General features: G+C 36.3%; 19 protein-coding genes. 1 reads left to right on the plus strand and 18 read right to left on the minus strand.

Features of this window, described 5'->3' with window-relative positions:
• Positions 1 to 28: 28 nt before the first annotated feature.
• Positions 29 to 1,549: a transferrin-binding protein-like solute binding protein gene (locus O1Q80_RS07245; RefSeq protein ID WP_386693998.1), complete on the minus strand. Its 1,521-nt coding sequence runs from the start codon at positions 1,547 to 1,549 to the stop codon at positions 29 to 31.
• Positions 1,550 to 1,767: 218 nt separating this feature from the next.
• On the opposite strand from O1Q80_RS07245, the gene O1Q80_RS07250 reads away from it, so the two are divergent.
• Positions 1,768 to 2,796: a transferrin-binding protein-like solute binding protein gene (locus O1Q80_RS07250; RefSeq protein WP_386694000.1), complete on the plus strand. Its 1,029-nt coding sequence runs from the start codon at positions 1,768 to 1,770 to the stop codon at positions 2,794 to 2,796.
• 125 nt (positions 2,797 to 2,921) lie between these two features.
• Here the strand turns inward: O1Q80_RS07250 and O1Q80_RS07255 are convergent, their stop codons facing one another.
• From O1Q80_RS07255 to O1Q80_RS07335, 17 genes are all read right to left on the minus strand, one after another.
• Positions 2,922 to 3,569 carry a hypothetical protein gene (locus O1Q80_RS07255; protein ID WP_386694002.1) on the minus strand — a complete coding sequence of 216 codons (648 nt, stop codon included), beginning with the start codon at positions 3,567 to 3,569 and terminating at the stop codon, positions 2,922 to 2,924.
• A gap of 25 nt (positions 3,570 to 3,594) precedes the next feature.
• Positions 3,595 to 4,122, minus strand: coding sequence for a GNAT family N-acetyltransferase (locus tag O1Q80_RS07260; RefSeq protein WP_386694004.1), 528 nt, complete (start codon positions 4,120 to 4,122; stop codon positions 3,595 to 3,597).
• Between the two features lies 1 nt (position 4,123).
• The gene (locus O1Q80_RS07265) at positions 4,124 to 4,405 is read right to left on the minus strand and encodes a DUF1778 domain-containing protein (protein WP_386694007.1); all 282 of its coding nucleotides are present in this window, start codon (positions 4,403 to 4,405) and stop codon (positions 4,124 to 4,126) included.
• 172 nt (positions 4,406 to 4,577) lie between these two features.
• Entirely contained in the window at positions 4,578 to 4,835 is a 258-nt protein-coding gene (locus O1Q80_RS07270; RefSeq protein WP_386686357.1) for a YkgJ family cysteine cluster protein, read from the minus strand.
• A gap of 2 nt (positions 4,836 to 4,837) precedes the next feature.
• Positions 4,838 to 5,833, minus strand: coding sequence for a hypothetical protein (locus O1Q80_RS07275; protein ID WP_386694009.1), 996 nt, complete (start codon positions 5,831 to 5,833; stop codon positions 4,838 to 4,840).
• Positions 5,834 to 5,844: 11 nt separating this feature from the next.
• On the minus strand, positions 5,845 to 6,615 hold the full coding sequence (locus O1Q80_RS07280) for a hypothetical protein (RefSeq protein ID WP_386694012.1): 771 nt from the start codon (positions 6,613 to 6,615) through the stop codon (positions 5,845 to 5,847).
• 49 nt (positions 6,616 to 6,664) lie between these two features.
• A complete protein-coding gene (locus tag O1Q80_RS07285) occupies positions 6,665 to 8,185 on the minus strand; it encodes a hypothetical protein (RefSeq protein ID WP_386694014.1) in 1,521 nt (506 codons plus the stop codon).
• 14 nt (positions 8,186 to 8,199) lie between these two features.
• Positions 8,200 to 8,538: a hypothetical protein gene (locus O1Q80_RS07290; RefSeq protein ID WP_386694017.1), complete on the minus strand. Its 339-nt coding sequence runs from the start codon at positions 8,536 to 8,538 to the stop codon at positions 8,200 to 8,202.
• Positions 8,535 to 9,431: a helix-turn-helix transcriptional regulator gene (locus tag O1Q80_RS07295; protein WP_386694018.1), complete on the minus strand. Its 897-nt coding sequence runs from the start codon at positions 9,429 to 9,431 to the stop codon at positions 8,535 to 8,537. The genes O1Q80_RS07290 and O1Q80_RS07295 overlap by 4 nt, the downstream gene beginning before the upstream one ends.
• A 121-nt stretch (positions 9,432 to 9,552) precedes the next feature.
• Positions 9,553 to 9,765 carry a hypothetical protein gene (locus tag O1Q80_RS07300; RefSeq protein WP_386694021.1) on the minus strand — a complete coding sequence of 71 codons (213 nt, stop codon included), beginning with the start codon at positions 9,763 to 9,765 and terminating at the stop codon, positions 9,553 to 9,555.
• A 266-nt stretch (positions 9,766 to 10,031) separates the two neighbouring features.
• Positions 10,032 to 11,132, minus strand: coding sequence for a lytic transglycosylase domain-containing protein (locus tag O1Q80_RS07305; RefSeq protein ID WP_386694024.1), 1,101 nt, complete (start codon positions 11,130 to 11,132; stop codon positions 10,032 to 10,034).
• An 8-nt stretch (positions 11,133 to 11,140) separates the two neighbouring features.
• Positions 11,141 to 11,944, minus strand: coding sequence for a glycosyltransferase (locus tag O1Q80_RS07310; protein ID WP_386694026.1), 804 nt, complete (start codon positions 11,942 to 11,944; stop codon positions 11,141 to 11,143).
• A gap of 220 nt (positions 11,945 to 12,164) precedes the next feature.
• Entirely contained in the window at positions 12,165 to 13,046 is an 882-nt protein-coding gene (locus O1Q80_RS07315; RefSeq protein ID WP_386694027.1) for a glycosyltransferase family 2 protein, read from the minus strand.
• Positions 13,039 to 14,247, minus strand: coding sequence for a hypothetical protein (locus O1Q80_RS07320; protein WP_386694030.1), 1,209 nt, complete (start codon positions 14,245 to 14,247; stop codon positions 13,039 to 13,041). The genes O1Q80_RS07315 and O1Q80_RS07320 overlap by 8 nt, the downstream gene beginning before the upstream one ends.
• Positions 14,247 to 15,020 (minus strand): glycosyltransferase family 25 protein, encoded by a 774-nt coding sequence (locus O1Q80_RS07325; RefSeq protein WP_386694031.1) that lies wholly within the window; start codon positions 15,018 to 15,020, stop codon positions 14,247 to 14,249. Before O1Q80_RS07325 ends, O1Q80_RS07320 begins: the two co-directional genes overlap by 1 nt.
• 52 nt (positions 15,021 to 15,072) lie before the next feature.
• Positions 15,073 to 16,257, minus strand: a complete 1,185-nt coding sequence (locus O1Q80_RS07330) for a lipopolysaccharide biosynthesis protein (RefSeq protein WP_386694033.1) — start codon at positions 16,255 to 16,257, stop codon at positions 15,073 to 15,075.
• Positions 16,247 to 17,224, minus strand: a complete 978-nt coding sequence (locus O1Q80_RS07335; RefSeq protein WP_386694036.1) for a polysaccharide pyruvyl transferase family protein — start codon at positions 17,222 to 17,224, stop codon at positions 16,247 to 16,249. The genes O1Q80_RS07330 and O1Q80_RS07335 overlap by 11 nt, the downstream gene beginning before the upstream one ends.
• Positions 17,225 to 17,311: the final 87 nt, after the last annotated feature.

Here is a 17,311-nt window from a genome sequence, read left to right on the forward strand (position 1 = left end):
GCGGACGAACCGCCGTTAGGTTTGGGGATTACTCTGTGATTTTATCTTTTACTGCCTCTAATTTTGGCACAATTTCTTCAGCGTGTGTTAATTTGCTTTGAGCTTTATCAAGTTGCTCTTTGTAATAAAGGCTAGTTGGATATAGATTAACATTCTCAGTTTTGTTAGCTACGTCATCCTTCATTTTTTGGAGCTCTACAGGATCACCACTTAATTGTTCGCAACCTCGCCAGTCACAGCCTTGTCTAGATGCCCCAAAGGCACCGTTATAGTCTTTTTCATCACCTTGCGTTTGGTAGAATACCCCCGCAATGTCTTGACCATGTGAACCATAGAATGCGCCTTTAGTTTCGACACCCTCTAACATACCATCAAATTCTAGACCTTTTAATTTAGCTCCTAATGTCAATTTAACGGTGTCACCATCTTTTAACTCTAACATCATATTTTTATTGTTAAAATCTACCGCACCTAACGCATCAAGTTCTGTGTATGCACCATCCTTACCATAGAATGCGCCCCCTTTATAAGTAAAGATACCTGTTTGCTCATCATCATCCATTGGTGATATGCGTTGTCCATACTCTTTACCATTATTTAGATCAGAATAATTGAATTCTGAATTTGCGTCTGTACTTTCTGGCGTACGAATACCTTGAACAAATAAATGAATTACCCCATTTTCATCCGCCACATAACCAAATCGAGTCTGTTCAAAGTCATAACTATTTTTTCTACTTGGTAAATAGCCCACTTTACCGATGGCGCCACTATCATTATGAATGTCTTTTGTGGTATTTGGCACATCTCCTGTACCATCAGAACCATCTGCATTTTTTTGGTCTCGCCAAGTTTCGATTTCATCGTCGGTATATAAAGTAATCTTTTTACCATCAATAATTAACGCATTTAGATTTTTGTTGGTATTCGCCACAGCTTTGTCTTCTAACACAATCTTGCCGTCTTCATTTTTACCCACCTTAATAAGAGAACCATTTACATAGGTAAATCTCGTTTTTTTCTCATCATCCTCGTTAACATATGTGGTACTTTCTGCAATTTTACCTTTAATGATTTCCACATTTTTATCTACACGTGGTTTATCCGCTTTTTCAGCCTCTTCTTTTGCTTTTTCTTCAGCTGCGGCTTTCTCAGCGTCTGCTTTGGCTTTTGCTTCAGCTTCTTCTTTTGCTTTTTCTTCAGCAGCGGCTTTCTCAGCGTCTGCTTTGGCTTTCGCTTCAGTTTCAGCTTTTGCTTTTTCTTCTGCTGCAGCTTTTGCTTTTTCTTCTGCTGCAGCTTTCTCTGCTGCCGCTGTGGCTTTCTCGGCATCTGCTTTGGCTTTATCAGCGGTAGAATCATTGCTGCTTGAACTTTCATCACTACTGGATGAAGAAGAATCGATAGGTTTAGCTGACGTGGTAGGTGGGGAAGTTAAATATTTGCCCACATTCGGATCATCACCACCTTTGGAAGATGAACAAGCAACTAATGCAGTTGAGGCGAAAACGATAGTAATCAAATTGAGTGAAAATTTCTTCATATTTTTCATAAAAAAGTCCTTTGGGTTGTAACAAATTGATAAAATAAATTCATAGAATAGCAAAAAGCTGGAGTTATTTTATCAAGAATTACTCCCGCGCACAACAATAAAAACAATTATTATTTAGATTGACTAGTTAATTAAAATCGCATAAAGTATCTGGGCTTTAAATGCTTTATAAATGAAATACTTCCCTTTTTTATTAGTTTATTACTTAAGGAGATCTTATGAAACACATACGTTTAAGTATTATTGCCATTACCACAGCACTTGCTTTAAGTGCCTGCTCCTCTGGTGGTGGCGGCGGTGACTCAAATTCTGCCACAGCCTCCCCAAAAGAAGACAACAAGGTACAAACCCAAAATACACAAGATAACACAAATACAACGGGGCAAACGAGTAACAACGCGTCTTCCTCTACACAAAACAATGTCACTACACCAACGGAAAATATGACAACACCGACAGACAACACAACGACAAAAGACAATGTGGTCAGTCAGGTATTTTCTGGCACTGGTTTCACTACCATGCCTGATAAAAAATTATCTGGTATTACCGCAAACATTAGTCCAACTGGTAACGTGACATCATCTGCCACCGTCAATTATGCTCAAGAAGATTTAAATGAACTGGTGATTGATGATAAAAAAATTGCGATTTTTACCGCCAGAGAATTACTCAGCGGTGGTGATTATAAAGTCTTCACACAAAGCGATGTGAGAGAAGGCTCCACATCTAGCAAAGTATCAGGTTATGCCATGGGCAATGGTGATACGTTCCAAGGTGCCGTGGACAGTTTCCAAGATATGCACTTTGGAGTGTTTAATGATGGTGAAAATAGCACATTATTTGTACAAGGTTATATCACCCCTGTCAGTGGCATTGGCACCTCACGCAATAGCGATCAAGTTTATCCAATGCCAAAAAATGGCAAAGTAACATATACAAAATCTTTCGCAGCTTATGGTGAAAAAGGTAACTATCAATTAATGGACACCACTATTCAAGCTGACTTTGGTGAGAAAACCGTGAATGTGACCCTAAAAGATTATACAACCAATCAAACCAAAGTCGCCTTTGATGCCACCATTGATGGCAACACTTTTGCAGGCAATACCAATGGTATTGAGAGTAAAGGGGCATTTTATGGCTCTACTGCAAGCCAAATCGGAGGTGTTTTCTATCAAACCTCTGGAGAAGAAAAAGGTAAAAATGGCGTATTTGGTGGAGCTGAGAAACGTTTCGTGCAATAATATTGATATAATTGATCCCACTGTTTAGTGGGATCTTTCCATAACTATTTATGGGGCTGTACTAGATAACTAGTACAGCCCCTTATTTATACCGCAGTTCTATCTTGTGATTTTTCAAAATAAAGCTATTCCCCCACCACAGGATAAAACGGCTTACCCCAGTCTATTTCATTGTGGTTATTCATCATAATTTGTAACATTTCAGGTAAAAGTGCGGTTAAAATTCGGCAACTATCTCGTACTTGATCACGATTGGTTGAACCGCCATAAGTTGAACCACCGTGAATGATTTGATTACGCATGGTGTATAACCGATTAAATAACACCGATAAAATTTGTGCCGTTTTTTGTTTTTCTAACGCCGAATAAAACCGCTCACGATCCATAATTTCTGCTTTAATATATTCACGCTCCGAAATATCCCCATTATGAAAATCCCAAAACGGTTGGAACACGAATTTATTATCCAACAACAGACGAATAGCTTGGGGGAATTTTGTCCAAATAATATGGTAAATCTGTTGATTTTCATCAAGAGAACAAAGTCTTTGCAGAAATGAATTAAGACTCGCTTTATCACCTAAATTTTCTTCAAGCTCTCTAGCATAAGCCGCATTAAAAGCAATCCACAGTGCAATAAATTTCATATCTTCATTTTCTTCCATTTCGGCTCTTTTTAGCCAGCTGATTGAACGGTGGATACGCAAGCGGAAATTTTCGCTGAAATTGTGGCGAATGGATTTGTAGTGGGTTTCGAGTTGGGGGATTTGCATAAATGAATCTCCAGTAAATTACATATTATTTAAAATCAGAGAAATGCTGTTTAAAATGCTTGAGCGGTAAAAATAACTTTTGATTTTCTTCATCAAAATCAATGAATTTAATAAAACCTAAATTTTGATAAAATTTCACTGCACTTTCGTCTTTCGCATCAACGGTTAATACCGTTACGCCCAAAGGACTATCTTTAATCTTAAAAATCGCATCAAGCACTAAAAATTTTCCATACCCCTGCCCAGCAAATCGTTGATCAATAGCAAGTCTGCCAATAAGTGCCGCTGAAATTTCTTGATACACGCCATTTTTAACCACACCTTGCGGAACATGAGAAATGGGAATAGATTTTGCTGACAAAGTATAATAGCCAATAATGCTATTGGTTGGTTGATGAATTAACACAAAACATTTCGATAAATCTCGCTTTTCGTCTTGAGATGCCACTCGCTTAAAATAAACATTTAACGGCTCAGACGAACAACAAAAGGTATTTTTATCAATCTGCAATGCTTTTAACGGAATCACGGCAATATGTGCAATATCAACCATATCATTCTCTTAATGCCAAATATTGTTGATAACTCTCCATTGCATCTTGCATGGATTTAGTCGGTTCAAAAGTTTCATTTTCTAAATGAGTTAACAATAATTGTTGATCTCTTAAAGAAAGTTGCAACGAATGATGTTCTGCCACAGTTTTTTTTGCTTGTTCATAAGCCACCGACACTACAAAATCCGTTAATGTCCGACCACTAAAATTCGCCGCCTGTTTGAGTAGTTGGTAAATTTCAGGATTAACCTTTGCTTCTAATCTTGCTTTGGCTAGTTGCATAATTTCTCCTTGTTTATGATAAATAATGGGATTATTTTACGCCCGTTAGCCGTACACTGCAAGTGTTATGTTAGAATAACAAGGAATTTCAAAACAATAATTATGATAAACCCCTTATAAAAAAGGGGCTTATCTATGTAAAGGCTGGGATTTCTTTGTTCCTAATTAATCATCATTGATTCAACGAGTCACACACTTTTAAATTCATTTCCACATACTCTTGCCATTGAAGAATATGAGAAAGATTTTGTTTATAATAGGCTTCTACCCGACAAACTAACGGACGTTCTTGATAAATTTGGCATAAATGCGTTATCGGTTCATAATGCCGACAAATGCCATTGCCTAAATCAAATGTTTTGAGTTCATCTATGCCACCAATGTGGCAACAACATTTGCCACATTGATAGCAGGGGAAAGCATTTTCCATTATTAACTAATCGCCTGTTGAATATTAAAAATATTTGCTTCAGCATCGTTTAATAAATTACCATTTTCATCTAAAATTGGTGTATCAATCACCGCTTTTAGTAATTGCACCAATTTTAAACTCCTCATTACAATAGTTTTAGCTTCATTATTATAAGAGCTGTAATCTAAACCGAAATCATTAACCACTTTTATTAATTCTTTCGTACTGCGACGAGAAAGAGGTTTAATTTTTGATAAAACATTATTTGCAAATCTGGCAATTTCCGTAATCCCATTCGTTAGCGTAATAGATTTATCCGCATCCGCTTTAAAGGCTCTCGCTTGTGCCATATTACTTTTGGCATCATTCAGGCTTTTTTCAGATTTTGAATTCATATACCAACCTGCCAATAATAAAGCTGGTCCTGCTGCCGCTGCACCTAATACGAGCGTACCACCTGCCATTCCCAAGCCACCTGATGCAAGTGATCCACCACCTAACCAAGCAAGGGTCGCATTGGTCGCAGCGGCTCCGCTTAATGAACTAATTGCCGTACCTGTACTCGCAGTTGCTAACGCCATTGTGCCACTATAAGCACCGAAAGCTGTTACCGCTCCAGCCGCTGCTCCACCACCTAAACCTAGTCCTGATGTTGCCAACATTGAAATTTGCTCTCTCACTTCTCTGATTACGTTTGGTGAAAATTCAGCAAGTTTTAAATTTTCAAGGGTTTGATCTTTAGAAAATTCCACATTTTTTAATTGGGAAAAAATATCCACGAATTTTTTAATACAGTTTTCTAATGCAGCGATTTTAGAACGTCCTAATTCATTTAATGCGGTATTACAGGCTTCACGGCTATTATCTAAATCTCGTTCTGCCGATTTCACTAAACTTTTTGCGGAATCATTAATATCCGATGCTTCATTATTATTAATCACCGCTTTGGTGCCTTTATAAAGACCTGTTAATGCAGAAATACCTGCGGCTGCACCGATAATAAATGGAATTGCCATTTTACATTCTCCTATTCGCTAATTAAATTAAATGCTTCAAGTGTTACTTCATTGATTTTTTGTATCACATCTTTAAATTCTTCAAGATAATCAAAATCAATTTGGAATGCTTTACAAATACATCTTAAAACTTTAAATTCATATTCACCCAATATGCCATCACTGAGAGCAATACCGCAAAGTTCAAATACAATCGTTTTTCGTTCTAATGGAGTAAGTTTACCAATAAGATTATTTTTTAATTCAAAATAACCTGATAACGCTTCATCAATAATTTCATATTTGATATTTGGCAATGAAATCATTCTATTTTTCATTACTTCAGGCGAAATCTTGAATATATCACCACCATCTGAAATAATCTGTTGAATAAGCTCTTTCTTAGTTTCTTCATTATTTCCATATTTAGAACTAATAACCTGAATAGCATCCCCCAATAATCTGGATAAATTATCCGTTGGCGTTCTACTTGATAATATTGAGGAAGGTATAGCCATTGCACTTAAAAAACCTAAATGACTCACTGCATTGCTGATTGCTACAGTTGGCAATTCAGTAGTTATATTTTCTAAACCAAGAATAAAATCAAGATAATTAATTGCTAATTCACTTTCATATTGTTTTAGCATTTGCAATTCCGCACTATCTATTGAATTGAGTAGAACTTGAATTTCTGTTCCTTGTATATCTGAACCATCTCCCCCTTCTGTCATCGCCAACAACACAGCTAATTCTAAAAATAGTTCCTTGGTCGGTCTTTGTTCAAGATTTTGTAAAAACATACGTTTTCTCCTAGTTAAGTTGATTTCTCATTCATTTTCTACTTTCTGATTACAATTTTAAGGCTTGATCAGAAAGCATAAATTCATCAAGTTCTGCCGCATTCTTAATAGGTAAATCTTTACCCAAAGTTTCAGCAAAACGGTTAATATTCACAATAAAGTCATCATTGGAAATAGAGGTACTTTCTAATGTATTAAATAATATGCTAGCTTCTCCTTTTAGTTCAGTCAGTTTTTTGTCAAATAGTTCGTTTAAATAATCTTGATAACGTGCTGCAATGCGTCTTGTTGCATCACATTTCATAGAAATTTCGGCATATCTAATCTTAGATGTTTCGGCTTCATCCAATGCGGATAAAAAGCCTTGATAAAAGGTGTTGGATAGGGTGTAGCCCACCATTCCACCGATTAAACCACCTAATACAGGAATCGGAATGGCAATTTGTCCGAGTGTGGCAAACATTGCACTAGACAGCATACCGTTCACAGTACCCGTCATTTCACGCAACAGTTCTTTCTCGTCAATTTCATTTTTGGCATATTTGGTTATAGATTTTCCCGTGGCTAAACAAAGAGATACTACGGTTGATGGCAAATTGGTTTTGGCAAGATTTCGCATTATCACCGATGAATTTTGTTGCATTACGGATTTAATCGCCGCCCCGGTAAACCCTGTGCCGTAACCTACGCCAGCTGAAACTAAGGTATCTCTGGTGCAATCAAATAAGGCATCGGATAATTCTTTATCGCCTGAATAAACCGCAATGCTGTTGGTTATTAAGGAAATTCCACCACCAATTGCTACTCCTAATTTGGCACCTTGAATACCTGCTTCGTGGCTAACTTTAGCTATATCCTTTGTCGTTTCCCAACGTGGATTTAAACGATAATTAATCGCTTCTTCAGTAGTCAACCCTGAATCTGAAATCTTTTGCTCGACATCTTTATAATTTTTAGCTTGTTTTTTAAAACGTTCGGCTAATTCCTTTTTACCCTCTTGTTCAACTCTAAGGGCTTTTTCTTCAAATTCCTTGGCTCGATCTGAACAATATTTTTTTAAATCACCAACTTGTTCAGTTGGTACTTCAATTCTATCTACATCAAGGTAACGAGCAAATTTTCTGTCTAGCCCATTTTTATCGTATTCTGTGATATTACGAATAACGCCTTTTGCTCCTTTTAGATCATAGAACTTTACTTGTGATGTAATTTCTTTGTCGTCAATAAGCTCCACAAGATCTACTACTGGGTGATTATTTTTATATTTAACCATATCATCAGCTAACATAAATTTACTTGATGATTTATCAATAATCGATTTTGCATTTCTTTTAGATACCGAAGCTATTTCAGCAGAAAAACCAGCTTGACTTTTAATATCCTGATAATTATTTGCACTATACTTTGATACTTTTAATAAACTTCTAGTAGATGAAATTCCTGTTTCAAAATCATACCCACGCAACCCTTTTAGAAACTCGGCATTTGCCGAACCATAACGTTGTACGGTTTCTGTTAAACCAGAACTAATTGCCGCATTGCGTAAATTGCTGTTATCTTGTTTTTTCATTCTTAACTCCTTAGTTATTTCTTAAATTCCACTCTCACTCGCCCATTCGCTAAATCCCTCCCAATCTCATAATCAGGATCATAAGTAAAAGCATTGTGAGCAACGATACTTGCCAACGACAAAATGCCCCATTTGCTTTTTACTAATCCTGTTAAAACCGATGCAATGCGGTTTTGGGTGTACACTCGGCAAGTTAAACCCCGATTTTCAATAATGCTTTCTAACTCTGCACAAAGGGGCAACATATCGCTCAGTTCCACAAAGCAAACTTCAAAGCTGGCTCGTTGTGCAATTAAGGTTGGGTATTGCTCAAAGCCGTTTTGGTAGTCAATGGAAATAATCGGTTTACTCATTTTTTCTCTCCATTCGGTTTATCCATGTAACGTTGTAAATTCTCAAAAATCTTTTCTTGTAATCCTTGTGGACTAATGACGGTTAAATGCGGAATCCAATACTGCACCACAGGAATAATGTCCCATTCGTTGACGTTCTCACAGGAAATAATCAGCTCTTTGTCTTTGGTTTGGTGAATGATTTTTTGATTCGGTAACAAATTGCGTCTTAAAAAATACGGAGTAGCAAAGGTAGAAACCTGAATGGTCACTTCCGCTAATTGATTGCCGTGAGAAACACTGTCATTGGTTTTAATTTGTTCGATCAAAGTTTGATTTGGGGTAAAGGTTTCATTAAGCATTTTTAGCAACGATATTTGATTGAAACAAAAGGTTTTTTGTTTATCGTTTTCTGTGCCGATCACGTACCAAATGCCGTTTTTATTGGTCAACGCATAAGGGGCTATTTGACGAAAATTTCCTGATTTTTCACCGCACTTTGTATAGCAAAAATGAATAAATTGATGTTGTTCAATGGCGGTTCTGATTAAACCAAACTCTTTTTGACGAGTGGAAATATCTTCGTATTCAATACCTTTTACTTGCACACTTTCGGTGAGTTTTTCTTGGTAAAAATCTTGGTCGATTTTCGGAAACAGATCCGCTACGCTGGCAAAGCGAGCAAAACGTTCTACATCTTGTTGATTTAAAATGCCGTAGGATTGGCGGTTGAGTTTGTATCGGTTGTTGCCTTTTTCTTCCCAGTTGAGAAAATCTAAGCGTTCAATATCCCGTTGAATGGTGCGTAAAGATACACCAAATTCGTCTGAAAGTTTTTCTAAATCAAGGCATTGACCTTGATTGAGTAGTGCTAAGATTTTTGCAAGACGATTGGCAAGCGTTTCGTTTTTCATTTTGTTCCCCCGAAATTAATAACGTGGGAACAGTCTAACAAAGGGAGAACGACAGGTTGTGTCGTGTGGAAAAAAAGATTGAAAAAAATGTTGAAAAAATTTTTGAGAGAATAGAAAAGCTCTAGGCGTAAAAATAGCCCGACATTCGACATTCGACATTCGACATTCGACATTCGACATTCGACATTCGACATTCGACATTCGACATTCGACATTCGACATTCGACATTCGACATTCGACATTCGACATTCGACATTCGACATTCGACATTCGACATTCGACATTCGACATTCGACATTCGACATTCGACATTCGACATTCGACATTCGACATTCGACATTCTCCAGAATAGCTTACAAACATAATCGGTTGCAAACTATATCATTAAATTTTTATGAAAAAAAGCAAAATGAAGTTTTTTTCTTATTTTTACTTCATAAGTGAATATAAATTTCACTTACTCTTTAAAAAGAGTAAAAAAATATACCGCACTTTTGGCTAAAATTAAAAGGACTGAGTCCGATATAATATCGTCATCAGTCCTTAAAATAGGTTGTCTAACTTTTGTGGGTCAGATCATCAATGCACTTTTATTTATCTTACTTTAACTCCAGTGTCCATTTAATCCGATCTGCAAACATGCCGACACTTAATGCGTAATAGTTGGAGTGGTTCCAGTCTAAAATGGTGCGAAAATTATTCGAAACTAAGAATGCTCGTCCTACTTCTTTATCAGGTAACACCAACCAAAGATCAGTAGAAGATAAGGCATTTAATTTTTGTGCTTCGGCACTGCTTTTTAGCATGATGCCTTGAGCTTGCCAATCTGTTAAAGAGCGGGCTTTATTTTTTTCCGTACCATATAAAGCAAGATTAGCAGGCTGAGTAAGCTGTACTTCCACGCCCCAAGGTAAACGATTATCCCAACCCACAGTATGCAAATAATTTGCAATCGAAGCAAAAACATCATATTCATTTTGCCAAATATCTTTACGACCGTCATTATCACCGTCTGCGGCATAATTTAGATATGAGGTTGGCATAAATTGGGTTTGTCCCATTGCCCCTGCCCACGAACCTAGCATTTGAGTTCGATTTAAATAGCCTTGATCAAGCATTTTCATCGCATTAATAAATTCTTGGCTAAATAATTTTTCACGGCGACCGTCAAAAGCCAAGGTGGCTAACACAGAAAGCACATCATAGTTACCTTGATAGTAACCAAAACTGCTTTCCATGCCCCACAGTGCCAAAATAAATTCTTGTTGCACACCGTATTTTTGGCTGGCTTTTTGCAATGACGTGCGAACGTCCCAATAATTATCTTCCGCTTTATTCACCTTGGCTTGGGTTAAGTGTTTATTAATGTAATTTGTTACGCCGTTCGGATTGGGTGGTAACGGTGGTTGATTTTTAAGGCGTGCTGCATTGCCCGCTTGTTTTTGATCTAAACGCACCGCACTTTCAATATAATAAATGTTATTTTGAGCATTTAAGGTTTTCGCAGATACGCCCTGTCCCGCAGATTTTTGTTTTAAAAACTGTACGTAATCATTAAAATTATCTAACGTACGAGCTTTACTGTAGATTGCATTACTGTCTAACGCATTGACTGCTGAGTTTGGCGTATTATTTGATGAAGAACAGCCAGCTAAGATTAATCCCGTACAAAGTGCGGTGATTTCTAATAAAGTTTTCATTTACTTTCCTATTTCCGAATAAATTTATAGATTATTTCCAATAATGATTTTGGCAATAAACGTGGTAGCATGCGAGATAAAAAGACCACCAAACCTGATACTGGATCTTGTAATTTCACTTGCGATTTTAACTTATAAAGTTGCCATTCAAATTTGGCTTGCTCAATGCCACGTCGGCGCCCCACCATGCCATTCCCCACTCTTGCATAAACCAATACATCAGGCAAATTGGCAACATTTGTCGGGTGGTGAGCGACTAAGTTAATCCATAAATAATAATCTTCTTGCAAACCTTGATAACCGCCTGCATTCAATACCGCCTGGCGTTTATAAGCCACGGTCATGTGATTAAACGGGCAACGTTTTTGGGTGAATTTTACAATTTCATCAGCAGTGGTTGGCACTTTACGGAAGCTAACAATATCCTCAATAGAGGATCCAAATTCGGCAATTTGTCCACCAAAAATCACCACATCTGGATTTTTCTCAATAAAAGCAAGCTGTTTTTCAAAACGGTCAGGATAGCAAATATCGTCAGTATCCATGCGGAAAATCCATTCATGGCTCGCCGATTTTATCCCTTGATTTAACGCTTTACCTAAACCTACATTTTGTTCTAACGGGACTAATTTAAAAGGTAATGTTGCTTTAAATTCATCAATTACCGCCTGCAATTCTGATGTAATCGCACCGTCTAACACCAACACAATTTCATCGGCTGGGTGAGTTTGATCGACTAAACTTTGTAAACATTCCCGTAAGAATGTGGGATTTTCCTTGATGTATAAGGACATTAATACTGAAAATTTCATTGTTTGTTCCATTTAAATATAATATTTGTTATTCGGCTATTGCCCCCCTCAGGGCTTCGCCCAGCTCCCCCCGCAAGCAGGGGGAGCAAAATGCTCTTATTTTCTTTGATCTTTATTCCTTTCCCCTGCTTACATGGGAGCAAAACTCTCTTATTTTCCTTGATCTTTATTCCTTCCCCCTGCTTGTGGGGGGAAGTGTCCAAAGGGCGATGGGGGGCTGCTAAATATAGCGTTTTAAATTTATCGCCAACTGCGGCGAAATGCTGCTCACAATAGCAATCATCAAATGCTTAACATTGTGGCTCAACATAAAAATCTTGAAATAATAATAACCTGCTCTACGTGATAAATTCATCGCATAAGGATATGCCAGCATATACAACGAATTGATGGCAAAATTTTTCGCTTGCTGTTCAGTTTTGACATATTGTTGACCGATCATCGCAATGGCTTTTTCGGTGTTTTCCGTATTGGTGGACACACTCGATCTTTTGGTATGAAAAGCACAGATACTCAATGGCTCATCAATATATTTTGGGCGAAAATCAGGGCAACTTACGGCTTTTAACACAAATTCATAATCTTCTAAAGATTTTAACGCCGTGGATAATCCACCTAACTGCCAAAAGAAATCTTTTTTAATCGCAATCATTGGCATACCGCCGATTTTATTGACCAATAAAATTCTTTCTAATGAAATCTCTTGTTCATTAATCGGCTTGGTCACATAACTAAATTTTTCATTCACCATTTCACATTTGGCAGGATGATAAATAAAGTTCAGCGTTGAATTTTGCTCAATGGTTTCGGCAATAATTTGACATTTTCGCTCATCAAAACGATCATCATCATCTAAAAATAATAACCACTCGCCTGTTGCCATTTTGGCACCATTATTACGACTTTGAGCGGGTCCAGCATTTTGTTCATTACGAATAAGTTTAACCTCAAAGCTAAAAGTGCGGTCAATTTTTAACGGATTTGGCGAACAATCATCAACCACAATGACATCAAAATTCTTTGCGGTTTGTTGTTCTAAACTCACCAATAAACGATTAACTTCCAGATTACGATTATAGGAAGGTATGATAATACTAAACATGATTTTTTCTCACAATTTGTTTACCCTGCCCACCAAACAACGAAATAAACATTAAAAAGATAAACATAATCCCAGGGTAAGCGTAGGTATCGGCTTTGACATTTAATAAACTCAACAATAACAAGCTAGATAAAATAAATTTCCAACTGCCATTAAACCAGTTATCCGCAATCCGTTTCACAAAATAACCTGTCACCATAAAACAAACCGCAATATAACCGATACCACCATATAATGCCTGACGAATAAAGCCAGAGTCCGATCCGCCGTAATAACCTTTGCCGTTCAGATTATAATATAAGCCGTCACCTATCATCAGTTGTTTTAAACTTGGCATAAATAAATGTTTTTGCATTAGGGTATCCGTGGAAGAAGATAACCCAGTAGAAATACCAATAAATTTAGACGCTGGACGATCTGTCCCATAAATCAAATTAATCAAGGGTTCTAAAGCATGTTCAATATAAAGGCTTGATTGATAATTTATGGCTAAAACAAAAATTAATACACCGAACAATATTATCGGCAAAATATAATCTCGTTTAAAATAAATGACTAAGCTAAAAACAGAAAGTAATAAAAATGTTCTGCCTGAAATCAATCCGATACATAACATTAAAAACACATAAATCCCTTGCAATTTAGCGTGCTTCTCGGCATAAGCTAATAAAAAATGCAAAAGCATTAAATAAAAGGCACTTAATTGGAAAAAGGCGGATGATGTTATGTTGTATAAACGATATTCCTGCTCCGATCCTGTAAACTGCGGTAAAATGGCACTGGCATTTGTACCTAATGCAATGCTGACTAAAAACGGAATACCCGTTAGTGCTAAAACGCCCATAATAGACTGAGCCACTATTCCTATTTTAATATCTCGAATAAATAGGCTTTTTTCTTGTTGCAGATAAAATAAATTATAAATTGCAATCCCCAATATAAATATCACCAACAGTTTAATATACATACTCAGTACACCAAACTCTGCTGTACCATTAATCAAAATCGGGATCACGGAAACAAGCACTAAAGCAGCACAAACTAATAAACTGTCTGCTGGAATAATCACTTGATTAATTTGTTTTTTATACCATTTATAAGCCAACCATAACACTGCAATAACACCAGCGACTAGACTCATTCGGATAAAATGAAAAGCCCAAGGATCATAAAGATAAAATAAATTAAATAATGCTGACATTATAAATTTCTCTTAATCGCTAATAGCTTTTTGGCTGGAAATTTCAGCCATTTTTGCCACCAACTATGTTTTAAGGCAGCACGTAAATCGGCTAAATTACTGGCTAATTTGGGGTTTTCAATCACCATTAACGGACGAATCACGATAATCTCTAAGCCTAATTGTTTCTCAAACCAAATAAAATCATCTGCCAACCAGAAGATCTTTTGCTGTTGTTCAATGTAATCTAAGAACTTTTGACAAGCCGATTTTTTTATTAAATAAGCCACCGTGCCTGCAAAATAATTTTTATAAGGATAAGCATAACGATAACCCGTTGTCGCTATCTTCTTTTGCAGAAAACGCAATGTGGTTGGATAATTAATCTTCAACTCAATATCATCAAAGGTTGGGATTTTTGATTGCCCGATTAAAATAATATCGGCGGTAAGATTTTCAGTTAAAAGTGCGGTCAAATTTTGCTGAAAATTTTCCACCAGCAACGCATCATCTTCACAGACTAAAGCATAGTCATTTGCTTGAACAGTTTCATCATCTACAATTTTTTGATAAATCGCTAAATGGCTTAAAGTACAACCGATTTCACCTTTAGTCACTGCTCGTCCGTAGGCTTGTTTAAACCCATTAAAATCAAAACGGCTTTCTAATTCTGATGGTGACAAATTCATGGTATTAATGGCATTAAATACGTCAAAATCTGCTGTATCTGGTTGAGAGAAAAATAATTCCCTACGCTGTATGTCTTTTTCTAAAGAAATTAAAAATTTTCGCATTTTACACCGCACTTTTTTCGGGCGAACACATTGATCCGCCCCTACCCTACATTTAATCAACTAACTCTTTTACAGGATATTTAAAATAATAGACTAACGAAATAACCAGTCTAGTTAGACTTGCTCCAATTAAGGCATAGGCTAACCCGTATAATTGTTGATCTTTTAACAGATAAAACAATACCACAAAAACAACAATCGCGATCAGTTGTCGTACAAATAATAAAACCTGTTTGCCTAATAACAACATATTTTGTGACAATACCCATGATAATCCTGCAATAATGGCATTGACAATAAACCAGATTAGAACGGGAGCTACTTCTGCATATTTGCTACTAAAGAACAAAACAATCACAGGCTTAGCTAATAATGGCACCAAAATTAAGGCACTGATACTGATTAATCCAATAACCGCTAACACCGATTTAATCCGATTGAGTTTATTTAATAATCCTGAATAATAATAATCGGCTAACATATTGATAAATTTAGTCAGTAAACTATCAAAGGCAATACACACTGTATATAAACCCAAGGTATAATTACCTAAGAAAGAAACCACTAAAAATTTATCAAGACTGGTGGTAGTCGCACCAAAAATTTGTAATAGATTTTGTTTAAACCAAGTGGTAAAGAAAAATCTTGGATCAATTTTCTCGATCTTATTACGTTGACTAAAATCTTTATCCATTTGATATAAATAAATTAAACAGAAAATAGCCTGAATAGCACTGTATAGCGTTAATAAATAAAGGACAATTTTTAATGGTTGTTCTTGCCATAACGCATAAGTTACGCCATAAACCAATACTAATAAAATCGGTTGCTGTAAGGTTAAACGCCGATAAACGATCATTTTGGGATCGATTTTACTCTTTTCTAGCGTAATGGTTAATATTGCCGTCAATAACACATTGATAATAAATAGGGCGTAATAATCTGTCACATCAAATAAAAAAACGGCAATACCAGCCACAATAATCGCAAAGGCTAAGAATAAAATAAAATAGCGTTGCCAATGTTGGTATTGTCGATGTCGCATACTCAAGGCAAAAGCGAATCCAACACCACCCGTTGCTAATGTCACCACATAGGAAACTGATGTTACAAATAACTGATGTAAACCGCGATCTTGTACCGATAATAGGCGAGCTAAGATAAAAGAGCTAACCAAGGTCAACCCCATACTGAATACCGTTACCGCAATGAGTTTAATAAAATGATTATTTTTCATAGAGCGTTGTGTAATCTATGTCTTTTGTCCATTGCTGATAATAACCTGAATTTTTACCATAGGAATTATCACACACTTGATTTGGAATACCCAATAAACAAGAAAAAATATGTCCATGTAATCGGCTGGTAATCACATTATCATAGCTTAAAAAAATCCTTTGACAGCGTTCGATCACGTTTAACGCATGTTGATACCATAGATCGTTAATTTTATTTTTCACAAACGCTAAATGAAATTTATTGGCGATTTTGGAAAAACGACTACACCATAATTCAAATTTCAAATCACTTGGTAATAAAATATCTTCCCAGTCTTTCACGTTATCTAGGTTAGCTAATTGAGCTTGAATTTCTGTTTCAATATGGCTTTTTTCAATATCTTTGCGTAAAAAATAGAGTGTTTTTTGCACCGCACTTTGGTGCAAACTGCGGTCTTTTTGTGGCAAGTTTCCGTAAAGCTGATGAGCCATATCAGGCGACAAATAACTATTCTTCGAAAAATGGCTTTGCATTAATTGAAAGGTTTTACTATCACGTGCAAATAAATGCAGATCAGAATGAGAGGAAAATAATTCTGCGGCTGCCAACATGGCTTTTTGATTGGAAAAATGAGCGGTTTGTGGCAATAAAATGATCCGATTATGCGGAAATTCTCGCACAATATCTTCTCGCATTTGTTGAATGAGCGGATACAGATCACCAAAGTTTCCGCCACCATGACACAAAATCGTGGTATTCGGTTGAATATATTTTTTGACTTCATTAATATCAAAAGCCTGCAATGAGCGTCTTAAACGAATCTTGATGTGATAATCTTTGAAAAATTGCTCCGTGCCAGCATAGATTAATAAATCCCCGACATTTAAATGTAACGGATAATCAAAATACAGCACGTCATTTTTATCTATGATTAAGCTGTTAATTTGTTGTAATTTTTGTTTTAATGATTGTAAGACTGCATTCATTCCTAAAGACGTTCCATAGCTAAGTAAAAAGATTAACAAGTTTTCATCATAGCATTTTTCAACGGCTTTGACAGCGTTTTAATGATT

It is taken from the genome of Lonepinella sp. MS14435 (assembly GCF_042485795.1).
Taxonomy (GTDB): Bacteria; Pseudomonadota; Gammaproteobacteria; order Enterobacterales; family Pasteurellaceae; genus Lonepinella.

Coding starts and splice junctions, on each gene's coding strand:
- O1Q80_RS07245 (WP_386693998.1), bottom strand. CDS start 1,549: ATGAAAAATATGAAGAAATTTTCACTCAATTTGATTACTATCGTTTTC.
- O1Q80_RS07250 (WP_386694000.1), top strand. CDS start 1,768: ATGAAACACATACGTTTAAGTATTATTGCCATTACCACAGCACTTGCT.
- O1Q80_RS07255 (WP_386694002.1), bottom strand. CDS start 3,569: ATGCAAATCCCCCAACTCGAAACCCACTACAAATCCATTCGCCACAAT.
- O1Q80_RS07260 (WP_386694004.1), bottom strand. CDS start 4,122: ATGGTTGATATTGCACATATTGCCGTGATTCCGTTAAAAGCATTGCAG.
- O1Q80_RS07265 (WP_386694007.1), bottom strand. CDS start 4,405: ATGCAACTAGCCAAAGCAAGATTAGAAGCAAAGGTTAATCCTGAAATT.
- O1Q80_RS07270 (WP_386686357.1), bottom strand. CDS start 4,835: ATGGAAAATGCTTTCCCCTGCTATCAATGTGGCAAATGTTGTTGCCAC.
- O1Q80_RS07275 (WP_386694009.1), bottom strand. CDS start 5,833: ATGGCAATTCCATTTATTATCGGTGCAGCCGCAGGTATTTCTGCATTA.
- O1Q80_RS07280 (WP_386694012.1), bottom strand. CDS start 6,615: ATGTTTTTACAAAATCTTGAACAAAGACCGACCAAGGAACTATTTTTA.
- O1Q80_RS07285 (WP_386694014.1), bottom strand. CDS start 8,185: ATGAAAAAACAAGATAACAGCAATTTACGCAATGCGGCAATTAGTTCT.
- O1Q80_RS07290 (WP_386694017.1), bottom strand. CDS start 8,538: ATGAGTAAACCGATTATTTCCATTGACTACCAAAACGGCTTTGAGCAA.
- O1Q80_RS07295 (WP_386694018.1), bottom strand. CDS start 9,431: ATGAAAAACGAAACGCTTGCCAATCGTCTTGCAAAAATCTTAGCACTA.
- O1Q80_RS07300 (WP_386694021.1), bottom strand. CDS start 9,765: ATGTCGAATGTCGAATGTCGAATGTCGAATGTCGAATGTCGAATGTCG.
- O1Q80_RS07305 (WP_386694024.1), bottom strand. CDS start 11,132: ATGAAAACTTTATTAGAAATCACCGCACTTTGTACGGGATTAATCTTA.
- O1Q80_RS07310 (WP_386694026.1), bottom strand. CDS start 11,944: ATGAAATTTTCAGTATTAATGTCCTTATACATCAAGGAAAATCCCACA.
- O1Q80_RS07315 (WP_386694027.1), bottom strand. CDS start 13,046: ATGTTTAGTATTATCATACCTTCCTATAATCGTAATCTGGAAGTTAAT.
- O1Q80_RS07320 (WP_386694030.1), bottom strand. CDS start 14,247: ATGTCAGCATTATTTAATTTATTTTATCTTTATGATCCTTGGGCTTTT.
- O1Q80_RS07325 (WP_386694031.1), bottom strand. CDS start 15,020: ATGCGAAAATTTTTAATTTCTTTAGAAAAAGACATACAGCGTAGGGAA.
- O1Q80_RS07330 (WP_386694033.1), bottom strand. CDS start 16,257: ATGAAAAATAATCATTTTATTAAACTCATTGCGGTAACGGTATTCAGT.
- O1Q80_RS07335 (WP_386694036.1), bottom strand. CDS start 17,224: ATGAATGCAGTCTTACAATCATTAAAACAAAAATTACAACAAATTAAC.